At 43.8% G+C, this 13,806-nt stretch carries 12 protein-coding genes; 2 read left to right on the top strand and 10 right to left on the bottom strand.

Annotated elements, in window-relative coordinates:
- Window positions 1-581: 581 nt before the first annotated feature.
- Window positions 582-1,826: a serine/threonine transporter SstT gene (gene sstT / locus Xenpb_RS06550; RefSeq protein WP_187653597.1), complete on the top strand. Its 1,245-nt coding sequence runs from the start codon at window positions 582-584 to the stop codon at window positions 1,824-1,826.
- A gap of 101 nt (window positions 1,827-1,927) precedes the next feature.
- Here sstT and Xenpb_RS06545 read toward each other — a convergent pair whose 3' ends face one another.
- Window positions 1,928-3,949, bottom strand: a complete 2,022-nt coding sequence (locus tag Xenpb_RS06545) for an NADPH-dependent 2,4-dienoyl-CoA reductase (RefSeq protein WP_187653596.1) — start codon at window positions 3,947-3,949, stop codon at window positions 1,928-1,930.
- 305 nt (window positions 3,950-4,254) lie between these two features.
- Between Xenpb_RS06545 and Xenpb_RS06540 the strand changes: the two genes are divergently transcribed.
- On the top strand, window positions 4,255-4,851 hold the full coding sequence (locus Xenpb_RS06540; protein ID WP_187653595.1) for a GNAT family N-acetyltransferase: 597 nt from the start codon (window positions 4,255-4,257) through the stop codon (window positions 4,849-4,851).
- A 32-nt stretch (window positions 4,852-4,883) separates the two neighbouring features.
- Here Xenpb_RS06540 and Xenpb_RS06535 read toward each other — a convergent pair whose 3' ends face one another.
- The 9 genes from Xenpb_RS06535 to Xenpb_RS06495 all read right to left on the bottom strand — a co-directional run bounded on the left by Xenpb_RS06535 (window position 4,884) and on the right by Xenpb_RS06495 (window position 13,805).
- The gene (locus Xenpb_RS06535; protein ID WP_187653594.1) at window positions 4,884-5,819 is read right to left on the bottom strand and encodes a VirK/YbjX family protein; all 936 of its coding nucleotides are present in this window, start codon (window positions 5,817-5,819) and stop codon (window positions 4,884-4,886) included.
- Window positions 5,820-6,192: 373 nt separating this feature from the next.
- On the bottom strand, window positions 6,193-6,642 hold the full coding sequence (locus Xenpb_RS06530; protein ID WP_187653593.1) for a GNAT family N-acetyltransferase: 450 nt from the start codon (window positions 6,640-6,642) through the stop codon (window positions 6,193-6,195).
- Between the two features lie 78 nt (window positions 6,643-6,720).
- A complete protein-coding gene (locus tag Xenpb_RS06525) occupies window positions 6,721-7,680 on the bottom strand; it encodes a nucleotidyl transferase AbiEii/AbiGii toxin family protein (RefSeq protein WP_187653592.1) in 960 nt (319 codons plus the stop codon).
- A gap of 14 nt (window positions 7,681-7,694) precedes the next feature.
- Entirely contained in the window at window positions 7,695-8,465 is a 771-nt protein-coding gene (locus tag Xenpb_RS06520; RefSeq protein WP_187653591.1) for a type IV toxin-antitoxin system AbiEi family antitoxin, read from the bottom strand.
- Between the two features lie 187 nt (window positions 8,466-8,652).
- The gene (locus Xenpb_RS06515) at window positions 8,653-9,822 is read right to left on the bottom strand and encodes an MFS transporter (protein WP_368666803.1); all 1,170 of its coding nucleotides are present in this window, start codon (window positions 9,820-9,822) and stop codon (window positions 8,653-8,655) included.
- Window positions 9,823-10,193: 371 nt separating this feature from the next.
- The gene (locus tag Xenpb_RS06510) at window positions 10,194-11,438 is read right to left on the bottom strand and encodes a beta-ketoacyl-ACP synthase (RefSeq protein ID WP_187653590.1); all 1,245 of its coding nucleotides are present in this window, start codon (window positions 11,436-11,438) and stop codon (window positions 10,194-10,196) included.
- Window positions 11,435-12,166, bottom strand: coding sequence for a 3-ketoacyl-ACP reductase FabG2 (locus Xenpb_RS06505; protein WP_187653703.1), 732 nt, complete (start codon window positions 12,164-12,166; stop codon window positions 11,435-11,437). The genes Xenpb_RS06510 and Xenpb_RS06505 overlap by 4 nt, the downstream gene beginning before the upstream one ends.
- Window positions 12,163-12,639 (bottom strand): hotdog family protein, encoded by a 477-nt coding sequence (locus Xenpb_RS06500; protein WP_187653589.1) that lies wholly within the window; start codon window positions 12,637-12,639, stop codon window positions 12,163-12,165. The genes Xenpb_RS06505 and Xenpb_RS06500 overlap by 4 nt, the downstream gene beginning before the upstream one ends.
- The gene (locus Xenpb_RS06495) at window positions 12,639-13,805 is read right to left on the bottom strand and encodes a beta-ketoacyl-[acyl-carrier-protein] synthase family protein (protein WP_187653588.1); all 1,167 of its coding nucleotides are present in this window, start codon (window positions 13,803-13,805) and stop codon (window positions 12,639-12,641) included. Before Xenpb_RS06495 ends, Xenpb_RS06500 begins: the two co-directional genes overlap by 1 nt.
- Window position 13,806: the final 1 nt, after the last annotated feature.

The following is a 13,806-nucleotide window of genomic DNA, read 5'->3' as shown; positions in this document are numbered from 1 at the left end:
TCCGCTGTCATAAAATGCCCTCAAAATCCCTTCAAGATGGCATAAAGATTGACTGTGACACTTTAACAAAATCAGCACTGGCGAAACAGAAAATTTTGGTGATCAATTGAACATTAGTCAAAATGTGAAATTAAATTCATCCCGTTATATCGTTTGATTAATTATTTATTAAAGTTTTATAAAATAACATGAATATCCTATTTTACCTGCGGGTGGGTTGAATTTATGTTTTTTGCCAGTTAAATCCATTCCTGTTGATCGCTTTGTGCCGAAAAGTAATCTATCTGCACTTTTGGTGACAGAAAAACAATCTGTGATCATTATTGAGAGTATTATTTATTAACTTTATGAATATAAAGAAAAATAATAACTTTGAACGTAATGGCTTTTACTCCATGAGGCTATTTTAATGGGAAAACTGACGTTTTGATCACACAAATGTAAGCAATTTGTTATCAAATATTGCGTATTCTGTATATTGCAACTAGTTATTCTTTGCAGTTTTCTTAATTTCCTTATACTCGGGAAAGCAAACACAAAAACATCAGACTCATCGAACAAAAATATCAAATGGATAGGCTATGGAAAAACAACAAAAAGGCTTTGTGCAATATATTGTACAAGGAAGCCTAGTAAAACAAATCTTACTCGGATTAATTCTGGGAGTATTACTGGCATGGTTGGCGCCTTCTGCGGCTAAGTCAGTTGAACTGTTAGGAAACCTCTTTGTCGGGGCGCTAAAAGCGGTAGCGCCTGTTTTAGTATGGGTCCTGGTCATGTCTTCGATCGCAAATCATAAGGCAGGCCAGAAAAGTAACATTCGCCCCATATTGTTCTTGTATCTGATTGGCACTTTCTTGGCTGCGGTTGTGGCTGTTATTGGCAGTATGCTGTTTCCGTCGACGTTGGTATTGGTGACAAATGATGCTCAGATATCACCACCAGAAAATATTATTGAAGTGCTGAAAGGAGTGTTGCTCAACATCGTTGCCAATCCGATTGATGCAATCTTAAAGGGAAATTATGTCGGGATTCTGGCATGGTCAATTGGCTTGGGGATAGCTTTACGTCACGCTAATGAATCAACTAAGTTACTGGTTCAAGACTTATCAGAAGCTGTGACAAAACTCGTTCGTGTTGTTATCCGTCTGGCCCCTGTCGGTATTTTCGGTCTGGTGTCTTCAACCATTGCCACAACGGGTTTTGACACGCTATTGGGTTATGCTCACCTGTTAACGATACTCATTAGCTGCATGATTATCGTTGCGCTGATCGTTAATCCGTTGATTGTTTACTGGAAAATCCGTCGCAATCCTTACCCGCTGGTTTTTGAATGCCTGCGTGAAAGTGGTGTCACAGCATTCTTTACGCGTAGTTCCGCCGCTAATATTCCCGTCAATATGGCAATGTGTCGTCGGATGAATTTGGATGAAGATACTTACTCCGTTTCCATTCCTTTAGGGGCAACCGTCAATATGGCCGGGGCGGCAGTGACTATCACTGTATTGACACTGGCGGCAGTTAATACTCTGGGTATAACGGTAGATATTCCTAATGCAATATTGTTGAGTGTGGTTTCAGCCATTGCCGCATGTGGGGCATCAGGCGTTGCGGGAGGATCATTATTGTTGATCCCGTTGGCGTGTAGCATGTTTGGTATTTCCAATGACATTGCCATGCAGGTTGTTGCGGTCGGCTTTATCATTGGCGTATTGCAGGACTCTGCTGAAACCGGGCTGAACTCTTCTACTGATGTATTGTTTACCGCTGCGGCTTGTCAGGCAGAAGATAATCGCCTCGCGTCAGACCAATTAGCGCAACGTTAATTATTCGCTAGGTTTATTTGCTCGCTGGAATGAAACGGTGATAATAAGTTACAAATTATCACCGTTTTTTTATTAATCGCCACTTATTGGGCTTCTATCCATTAGATTTTAAACGCTAATCGCGTCCCTTGATCAATTGCTCGGCGGGCATCTAATTCAGCAGCGACATCCGCACCACCAATCACATGCACGCTTTTTCCCATTGCTTGTAAAGGTGAGTACAGCTCTTTCAGCGGCTCTTGTCCCGCACAAATAATGACGTTATCCACTTCAAGGCATTGTTGCTCATCACCGCGACGAATATGCAGCCCTTGATCATCAATTTTCAGATATTGAACGCTGTTTAGCATCGTCACGCCCCGCATTAACAGGCTGGCTCTATGTACCCAACCCGTGGTTTTTCCTAAACCATCACCGACTTTCGAGTCCTTGCGTTGCAGCAGGTAAATTTTCCGTGGGGAATGCTCTGCTTTTGCCCCTTCTGGGCATAATCCGCCCCGATGTATAATTGTTTGATCAATTCCCCATTCTTGTCTAAACGCATGGCTGCTCAAGCTGGAGCTTTGCCCGCTTTGGCTCAGATATTCTGCGGTATCAAAACCAATACCGCCAGCGCCGATAATGGCGACATGTTTTCCGACTTGCCGCTTGTGTTTCAATACATCCAGATAAGTTAGCACTTTTTCATGGTCAATGCCGTCAATATTGGGCATGCGTGGTGTAATGCCTGTCGCGATGACAACTTCATCAAATGAGGAAAGTTGATCGGTTGTTGCGGTCTGATTGAGACGAACTTCGACGCCATTCAATGCCAATTGGCGATCAAAATAACGCAAAGTTTCATGGAATTCTTCTTTGCCGGGGATTTGTTTGGCGATATTAAATTGTCCGCCAATTCTGTCCTCACGTTCAAATAGCGTGACATGATGTCCACGGCTGGCGGCTGTGACTGCAAAGGATAAACCCGCAGGCCCTGCGCCGATAACGGCAATGGTTTTGGGGGCTTTTGCTGGCTCGGCAATGAATTCAGTTTCGTGGCAGGCGCGTGGATTAACCAAACACGAGGTCAGCTTGCCGACAAAGATTCTATCCAGACAAGCTTGGTTGCAGCCGATGCAGGTATTGATTTCGTCCGCACGGTTCTGCTCCGCCTTCAATACAAATTCAGCATCAGCAAGGAAAGGGCGAGCCATAGAAACCATATCGGCACAACCTTCACTGAGAATTTGTTCGGCAACTTGAGGATCGTTGATACGATTGGTCGTAATCAAAGGGATGCTGACTTTCCCCATTAATTTTTGAGTCACCCAACTGAATCCGGCTCTGGGCACCATAGTTGCAATCGTTGGAATACGGGCTTCATGCCAGCCGATGCCGGTATTGATGATGGATGCCCCTGCTTTTTCAATCGCCAGCGCCAGTTGCTCTATTTCCTGCCAGTTAGAACCATCTTCCACTAAATCCAGCATGGAAAGGCGATAAATAATGATAAAGCGCTCTCCCGCTATGGCTCGGACGGCTTTGACAATTTCCAGAGCAAAGCGCATCCGGTTGTCGAAAGAGCCTCCCCATTTATCTTGCCGATGATTAGTGCGGGAGACCAGAAATTGATTGATGAGATAACCTTCTGAACCCATGACTTCAACCCCATCATAGCCTGCCTGTTGGGCAAGCCGGGCGCAGTGGGCAAAATCCTTGATTGTTTGCTGGATATCTTCCTCGGACATTTCCCGGGGCGTAAAGGGATTAATGGGGGCCTGAATGGCGGAGGGTGCGACAAGATTTTTTTGGTAGCTGTAACGTCCCGCATGCAGGATTTGCAGGGCAATTTTCCCACCAGCATGATGAACTGCATCCGTGACAATCTTATGGTGGGGCAGGGCATCTTCACTATTCAGGACGCTTGCTCCGGCTGTCACAACGCCCTGTGGATTTGGCGCGATACCGCCCGTCACAATTAATGCGACGCCACCGACCGCCCGTTCTGCATAGAACTGGGCCAACCGTTGGGCACCATTAGGATGTTCCTCAAGCCCCGTATGCATTGATCCCATCAATACACGGTTTTTTAACGTGGTAAAGCCCAAATCCAGCGGTGCAAGTAGGTGAGGGTAATTGCTCATTGCATTCTCCATCAAATATTTGGTTACTCAAAAAGTATTATTTTTTTCGTATGACTTAAGTTTTTCACTTGGTTATGGCTAAGTGGTCGGATGAGATAGTTATCAAATTTAGACAGTTCCAGCTTGATTGGAATCTCTTTGTTAATTGATTGTGACAAGTATCATGAAATCTATTGGGTATAGAATAAATATCAACGGCATTTGAATAAGAGCCTATTAGGCAAGAAATGGCTTTTATTTATGATTGTCGTGTATTTCTTAACTAGGCATACTGCCAATGTATCCTTCAACAATGGTCGATAAGCATGAAAAAAATCACTGATTGGATCACATTGGCAGGAAAAAGTGTAACCTTAGAGCCGTTGTCACATGATAAACATGATGAATTCGTTCGTGCCATAGACGATGGACAATTACATAAACTGTGGTATACCAGCGTACCTGATCCGACAAATGTCCAGGCGGAGATTGAACGTCGTCTGGCCCTGCATGCCAAGGGAAGTATGCTGCCTTTTACTGTCATCGATAATGCAACGGGAGCCGCCGTTGGGATGACAACTTATATGAATATTGATGCCAATACTCCCAGATTGGAAATTGGTTCTACATGGTATGCACGTTCTGTTCAACGCACTGCAATTAATACGGAAGCAAAGTTTTTGCTATTGCAGTACGCATTTGAAGAATTGGGATGTGTAGCAGTGGAATTTCGAACTCATTTTCTGAATCAACAGAGTCGCAGAGCGATTGAACGGTTGGGGGCAAAACTGGATGGTATTCTGCGCAGTCACTTGAGAGTTAAGGATGGTTCGATACGAGACACTTGCGTCTATAGTATCCTTCTTAATGAATGGCCCGCCATTAAGACTCATCTTACATGGTTAATGGCGCAGCCACGTTAAATGTCAGCCAAAGTATTCCTTTCTGACCGGGATCAGGCAGTAAGGGATGCTTTGATGCTGTTTTCCAATTCATCCAGTAATTGATAACGACGACGGTATTCGGCGCGTTTTTTACTGGGGATATCATCCAGCGCTTTTCTTTCTATGATTGAGGGTAAATGGAAATCATTATTTTCCTTTTTGATCCCACTTAATGATTCCCAGAAGGAGTTATAATCGGCCACCATCTGGTTTTTCTTTTTATGCCAATAACGAATGCTGCGGTAGATATGAGTCTCATTACTGACCGCCAAAATTTGCCCGCAATCCACATGTGCGGCAAAACAGCAGATAGCTTCAATCAATAGACGCTTAGGAAATAATCCATAACACTCTTTCGTTGCATGGCGGATAATCTCCAGAGAATTATCCCCTTTGGCTGGCCCTTGTAATACACCAATAAACAGCGTTTGTTTGCCATCCACCATTAATAAAGTAAATGCACACTTTGCCAGAATGACATTTTCTGCGGTGGTAATATATAAAGAAAGCTCCCCTTCTTTATTCAAATTATCCAGTGAATCAATGTAAATCATAAATGATTCATTCTTTCCCTGAATAGTTGCCAATAGATAAGCATGAATATCAAATATACGACTGATAACAGTGGGCTCTAATTGCTGGAACAGTAACTTATAATGTTCATTCAGCGCGCAGACAATCTGTTTGCGTTTAAAGTTAATACTTAAATACGGGCGATGTAATTTGCAAGGTAAACTGGGTTGTTTTTTTAAAATATCCAAATAGCGTGGCGTCTTGGCAAGACTATCCAAGAGCTTCAATGTAGAAACAGGTGTCAGGATGCTGCGAAGTGCAAATTTAGTGCGGTTACTGGAAGAATACCAGTGTTCCCCTGGAGTAACACGTTTCCCGATAAGATCGGCAAATAGCTTTACTCCTGAAGATGCAGATTGTTGTAGGTAATTCATTAATGCTCAGACTCAATAGAAATAAAAATACTTATACGCTCCTCATTATATCATTGATTTTGTAAACTTTACTTAAATGTTTACAAAACATTCCATTATTTTACTTTAGGTTTATTTATTTTATATAAAGCCTATTTGTTTTGTATTATTTTTAAATCTTATTGTAATGCAGATTAATTTATAATAATCATTCGATTAATGAATTAATTAGCGTTTGTTTACTTTTATTAATGATTGTTCTTTTTGTGTCCTATATAACTATTGGATAAGTCTTGTTTTTTCTATAGGATGGTTATTATTGATTATCCAGAAAACCTCAGAACGAGGTTTAGCATTCAGATAATGATTCTATTTTTATAGGAATATTGAGCGTTCAGACCAGTTTCATATGTGACAGTTTCATATGTAATAGTGGAAACGGATTTCCTTGCCCATCAAGCTCTGAGCGGGAAAAAACCTGAAAACCCATATGTTGGTAGAAGCCAACACCTTGTGTATTTTGTTCATTGACATCCAACTCACTGATTTTTAATTTATCAATGGCAAATTTCAGCAACATCTTGCCAGCCCCCGTCCCCCGGGCTTGTGGTGTAATAAACAACATTTCCACGCGATGTTGAGCGGTACTGATAAATCCGACGATGTTATGTTGCTCATCCAACGCCTTATAGACAGTGAGATTGGGCAAATAATCATTAAGGATTTGCGGACGCAAGATCTCAATCATGGTCTTAGGAAGAAAATCATGAGTAGCAAGTACGGAGGCTTCCCAAATCTGAATAAGTGTTGTGAAATCAGCTTTGGTGGCTTGTTGTATTTGCATTTAATACCTCCACATATTTTTATCGCTTTCGGTTTTTGGTTGAGCGTTTTTTCAGCTATCTTAAAGTAAAAAGTTACACTATCTGGTTAGGGCATTCTGTGAACTAATATCAATCCCAGAGAGCCACCATTCTAACACTTTCTCCAACTTCCTAATTTGCTCTTGGTACCTTGCTTGATTTTTAGCTAAGCACTGAATATTCATTAGCTTCCATCGGATTGCGGGAAGCTCAGCGGCTGATGATTCATCAAACAAAGACCAGTCAGGTTTACCTTGCTTGAACGATAACAGAAAGTCTCTATCTCGCTCGGTAAATTGAGCTTGTAGTTCAGCAACCATGCGAGAGCGAGTTTCTATTAGCTGATGTAATTCAACAGGTTTGTTTGTCATTCCGGTAAATTCAGAGTGAAAATTTTTTTCTATTTCTTGCCAGAGTGGTGCCATTACTTCGTGTATGGGACGTGGGTGACTTAACGTATAGGTAAGAAAACCAACAAATATTTCTCGAGAGATCCCTTCTTCTGCAAGTAGAATTTGTACATCAAATAAATCTCGTGGATGTTGCCTATCCATAGCTGCGCATAGCTTGCCTCCATATAAATCAGGCAGGCTAACTACAGAAATTTCGGCATAACCAAACTCTTCTTCGATTGATTCAACAACTGGGAGTAATTTGGGTTCGTGTAGTGTTCCCCTTGCGACGGGAGAAACTTCAATCTTGATCGTTGCTTTATCAGTAGTAACGATAATTCGTAACTCATCTCGCTTGTTATCCTGCAAGGTTGCTTTTACTAAGGGCTGCATATTTATCCGTTCAGTCATTCGCTCAAGTATTTCGCGAACATGGTTTAATGCTTCATCCCTTGGCTTTAGAGGAAGATAGGCGAGATCAATATCTACTGATAAACGAGGAAACTCTCGAACAAATAGATTAATTGCTGTGCCACCTTTTAATGCAAAGACTGTTTCCTCTGCAATCACAGGTAACATCTTAATTAATAAAGAAACCTGTTGGTAATAAACGGAGCTTCTATTCATAATTGCCTTCTTTTTTATTTCAGAATTAGCGACTCAGGGACGGTGATTTGGTAGCGATCATCATATCGACCATTTACAACCACCTGACGCTTGCCTGAACCGAGGATGATCTGTGACTCATCGAGTCGTTTAACCCATTGGTGACCATAATAATGGCTTAAAAAAAGAAATATACGGTTGGTTTGAACAGCGTTACTGCGATTAAGTAAAGATTGTACTTTTCGGGGACTCAAGTTGACTAATCCCTGAAATAATTCGGCGGCATGTTCAAAGCTGATGAACTTACCTATAGCATCTACTACTTCATAGGCTGCTAACTCTGGGCTGCTTGCTTTAAGTTCTTTTCCTTTAATAGAGATTGTAGTGAAGTCTTTTTCAGATAATTCACTGAGTTTGTGATTACCACAATATAGCCAGCGTTGTTCAGCAAACTCGCGAAACCATTTAGGCAAGGATTGCTTATTTTTAATACCAATCCAAACTTGTTCTGAGTTTAGCTGTAAATAGTGGCTCAGCCCTTGATGTGTAAGACTGCTCAAACCAGCCAAGTGTGCTGGCAAATATAATTGTTGAGTAATTGCTTGTAACGCATCGTCCCAGCTAGGTTTGAGCGTGCCACTTGATCCCGGGCGATAGTAAACGCCAGCACTAAATTTTTTAAGCCAACCGCTTTCTGCATATTTCTGCGCTAACGAATAACGGATACCATTTTTTGTCAGCCATTGCTGAACCACTAAGGAACCGGGATAGGTATGATTAACTAACCAGTTTATCTTCGATGACATTTTTACACTCTTGATTTGATCATCACAGTAAACATATTTGTTTGCTTTATTTGAAATATTAACACTTATGGTGTGAAAATCCAGTTTCGGATAAACAAGGGCTGATCTTGAAGAAGTTATTTGAGGGCTAAAAATAAAAAAACGCCACAGTTTGTGGCGCTTTCATCAGTTTCAGGATTATTTTGTATTAGCTTGCCAATACGCGGTCTTTGCGACGCAGGCTTGCCAGTAGCATATAAATTGCAGTAGCTAACAAAACAATAAAAAAGAAGCTCATTAACCCGTTATGCTGTCCATTGAAATAGTGTTGTAGCATAAAATGCCCCGCGCCCAGAGGCCCGATAGCAGAACCGATACTGTAACTTAACAGCATGACTTGGCTTGCGGCTACGATATAGGATGAATCCAGCTTGTCGCAAGCCAGGGTGATAGCAACGGGATACAGGGCAAAAGAAGACATTCCCAACAGAGCCAGCGCCACTATCGTCACAATATAATGTTCAAAAAGAAACGTCATTCCTACGGCAAACACACCCAGTAATGAAACTAAAGCCAGCAGGAACGTTTTGCTCATGATAACAGATAGCTTACTGATAATTGGCTGTATAACCATTCCACCCAGAATAATTGCAGCCATCAACACACCAACTTGATCGGCATTGAAATGACTTTGGCTTAATGACAAAGGCATCAACCCGTAGATAGTGCCCATGACAATGCCGGATGTTATACAACCAACGATAGCGGGCTTACTGAATTGGGTGATTTTTCTTAGTGATAAACTCTGATGATGAAGCGAAGGCGGTTGCCCATGACGCACAAATAATGGTGGCAAAATCGCTAATAGCAGCAGAGCAGAAACGACCATAAAAGGGAGCATTCCCTGAGTCCCGATAGTCCCAATCAACAACTGACCCAAAGTTGTTCCGCCGTAGAGTGACGTCATGTAGAAGCCTAAGCGTTTTGCACGCTCTTTGGGATTATCTCCAATCAATAGCCAGGATTCGACCACGACAAAAACCCCGGCAACAGCGATACCAGCCACACAACGAATAAGCAACCAGAGTTCTTTATTTGGAAAAAAAGGCAATACAATCACTGTTGCAGCCAGAAGCAATAAAAAAACAATAAAGGAAAGACGGTGACCTATCTTCGCAATAATAGGTTCAATCATCATTGAGCCTATTAATAGACCTGTATAATAAGCACTGGCTAACCAACTGGCATAAATCGTATCGATGTTGAAACTTGCCATCGACAATGGAATTAAGCTCATTAGGTAACCAGAAGCAATTGCAAAAACAGTCAAACCCGTAACAGGTACAAATGCACTGTTATTGTTGCGCAGCAGTTTCACTACTGTCGTCTCCACATAAAAAAATCAGCCAGAAATGCGCTGCTTCTCATCAAGATTTTGCCGAATGGCGATCACGATATATGCCAAGGACTGGGATATATCTTGGTGATTTAAGCAGTAGGTAAGTCACTCAATGACCTTGAGTGGTGCGGACTATAGCTGTTTCTTACACAGAGATACAACGAGAAAAACTGATACTCATGAGTGAAAAGATTTATGAAGGCAGATCTCTGTATCAGGGGAATCAAGACCGAAAAACTAGCTCTCTGCTTCAGAATTGATCCGTACTTTTCTACAGTAATTAATTTCTGAAATAAACAACGGAAACGTACTTAAGGCCATCGGGTTAACCATTCGATGGCCTTTAATGTTTATGCCCAGCGCTGGATCACTATCGAAGTATTGATACCACCGAAGGCAAAGTTATTACTTTGGATAAACTCGGTCTGGATTTGACGAGGCTGGTGCATGATGTAATCCAACTCACCACAAGCGGGATCAACGTCGTTGAGATTGATGGTCGGGGCAAACCAGCCTTCATTCATCATTTCCAGCGTTAACCAGGCTTCAAGCGCGCCACAGGCACCCAGTGTATGACCGAAATAGCTTTTCAGTGAAGAGATTGGCGTTTGGTTGCCAAAGATATTGGCAGTGGCTTGACTCTCTGCCACATCTCCCCGATCGGTTGCCGTCCCGTGAGCGCTGATGTAACCGATATCGTTTGGCTGTAAGCCTGCTGATTTCAACGCCATTTTAATACATATCTGCATAGTTTCGGATTTTGGCTGAGTGATATGGGAAGCATCACAGTTAGTCGCAAATCCGATAATTTCACCATAAATTTTGGCACCACGTGCTTTGGCGTGTTCCAGCTCTTCAAGGATCAGAGTGCCAGCACCTTCACCAATCACCAGCCCGTCGCGGTTAATATCAAATGGGGAAGGTGTGGTTTTTGGGGATTCATTTTTCTGGCTGGTGGCGAACAGGGTATCAAATACCGCTGCTTCGGATGGACACAGCTCTTCCGCACCACCTGCGACCATCACGGTTTGATAGCCATGACGGATAGCTTCCCACGCATAACCGATCGCCTGACTACCCGATGTACAGGCACTTGAGGTGGGGATCACTCTGCCACGCAGACCAAAGAACAGCCCTGTGTTGACGGCAGTGGTATGTGGCATCATCTGTACATAAGTTGTACCTGTGATGTTATTGGTGTGCTTTTCCGTCAGCATGGTTGCAAATTCACTGACCGGCTTGGTACTGCCTGTCGAAGAACCGTAAGCAATGCCTGTTTCTCCATTGGTCAGGATGGGATCATCCAGTAAACCTGCCATCTCTAAAGCCAGCTCTGTAGCGCGCGTAGACATCAGAGAAACACGCCCCATGGATCGAATGCGTTTACGGGTATAGTGTTCGGGCAAAATGAAATCCGTGACTGGCGCGCCAAGATGGGTATTAAGCCCGTTATATTCTGACCATTCTGGCATTTGTTGGATGGTGTTGATACCCGCTTTCAAGCCTGCGGAAACAGATTGCCAGTCGTGTCCCAGAGCGGTAATGCCGCCCATTCCCGTAATAACTACCCTGCGAGTTGTTCCATTATGGCTCATAGCATTCCTCCGTTGATTGAAATGACCTGACGGGTCACATAGCCCGCGATATCAGACATCAGGTAGCTGGCAAGGCCGGCGACTTCATCGGCTTGCCCCATGCGTTTCATCGGGATCATATTCATGGCCTCTTTCAAGGCGGCTTCTTCCATTTGGATCATATCCGTGCCAATTAATCCTGGCGCAATGCAGTTCACCGTGATTTTTCTTTTCGCCAGTTCGATTGCCAGCGCTTTGGTGGCCCCGATAATGCCCGCTTTGGCTGCACTGTAATTGACCTGTCCGCGGTTGCCCATCAAACCAGACACGGATGATAAGGTGATGATTCGTCCTCCCTGACGTAAACCGATCATTGGCATTACACAGGGATGGATAACATTGTAGAAACCATCCAAATTGGTATGGATGACGCTATCCCAGTCACTGCCTTCTAAAGCAGGAAAAGCCCCGTCTTTGGCAATTCCGGCGTTGCAGACGATGCCATAATAAGCACCGTGGGTTTCGATATCTTTTTCCAGTACTTCACGGCAGGTTGTGCGATCTGAAACATCAAATTTCAGTACACGGCCATGACCGCCATTTGCCTGAATTTGTTCCAGTGTTTTTTCTGCGCCTTTAGCATCGCTGTGATAATGAACGATGACGTTGAATCCGTCTTCTGCCAGTCGGCAGGCAACTGCTCTGCCGATCCCTTTGCTGGCACCGGTCACTAGAACTGAACGCATTATGCTACTCCATCCCTTTGAAATAATTGTTTAAGTTCTGTTTTATCTGGTTGGTAGGTATTTAGGCGGCCAGTTGTCAGCACAGTGCCGTTACAACTGATCGAACCTTCAAAACTGCCAACTTTTTCATCTTGTAGTAATAGATTCATCTGGATATCCAGCACACTGCCCTGTGTGAAAACAGGCGCCTGGCATCGTACTGCGCGCCCACCGAGTAACATGCCCAATGCGGAATCTTCTTCTTTTCTTTCCTTGCGATGCCAGCCAGACCAAACGCCAATGGTTTGTGCCATGATTTCAACGGCAAACCAACCCGGCAGGTGGCCTTCTTCGTTAAGAAAAGGAGACAGAACACCTTCTTTGCTGACGGTGACTTGGCAATGGACATGGTCACTGGAAACGTTGATCACGTTTTCCAGTAACACCATCGGTACTTCATGGGGGAGATAACAATCTACTGGTAAATAGTCAGGCATTATACGGCTCCCAATATCAGGCTGGTATTATTTCCACCAAAGGCAAAAGAATTCGACATGATGATCAGTTTTTCCAGTGGCTTGGGTTGAGCCAGAAGGCCACAGGCAACCAGTGAGGTATCAACGCCTGAACGCGAGAAATCTTGTACAGGCAGAGGTAAGTTGCGGGTAAGCAATAACCAGCAAAGACCGGCTTCACATGCGCCAGCCGCACCCAGAGTATGACCGGTTAAATATTTGGTTGAACTGCACGGAGTGTTTTCGCCAAAAATCTGATTGATGACGAGGGATTCCATTTGGTCATTTAATTTTGTGCCAGTGCCATGCAGGTTGATATAACCTATTTCGGCGGGAGATAACCCTGCGTTGTCCAATGCCATGTTGATGGCTTCAATTGCCCCTTTTCCTTCAGGATGAGGGGCCGACATATGCCATGCGTCGCTGGATTCGCCGACACCGAGCAGCGCAATAGGCTGAGTCTCCCGTGTTAGCAGCAGTAATGTTGAGGCTTCTCCGATGGTAATGCCTTCGCGGTTTTCACAAAATGGCTCACACAGCGTTGAAGAGAGAGATTCAAGGCTATCGAATCCATTGATTGGCATGCGGCTTAGTGTGTCTGCACCACCGACAATCGCCACATCCACCATTCCCATTTCAATCAGGCGCTGACCAGTGATAACCGCCCGTGAACTGGATGAACAGGCCGTGGAGATGGTAAATGCCGGCCCGTCAGTATCAAGGTAATTGGCAAGGAAGCGGGAAGGATCGCCCAGTTCCTGCTGGTAATAATGATATTGTTCATCAGGCTGCTGGTTAATTGTTCGGCTAACATGCTGATCACCTTCGTCAAGGCCAGATGTACTGGTTCCCATGATGATTGCGATGCGCTCCCGTCCGAAACGGGCGATGGCTTCATCCACTTGTGGTTTTATTTGCATCAAGGCAGCCAGCAGTAAGCGGTTATTACGGCTGTTGTGCTTATACAGAGCATCAGGAATGGCGGGCAATTCACCGTCAACGCTGCCCAGACAGCAGGTTTTATCAGGTTGTAACCAGCCAGAACGCGCATACATGCCGGGAGCTTGGCCGAGCACGAGGTTCTGGGCGATTTCATCCGCATTATTACCCAAGGCATTGAGCATACCCACGGCAGAAATATAAATCATG

Source organism: Xenorhabdus sp. PB62.4, from assembly GCF_014467285.1.
Lineage (GTDB): Bacteria > Pseudomonadota > Gammaproteobacteria > Enterobacterales > Enterobacteriaceae > Xenorhabdus.
The sequence above is the reverse complement of the archived record's forward strand: the minus strand, read 5'-3'. Positions and strand labels throughout refer to the sequence as shown.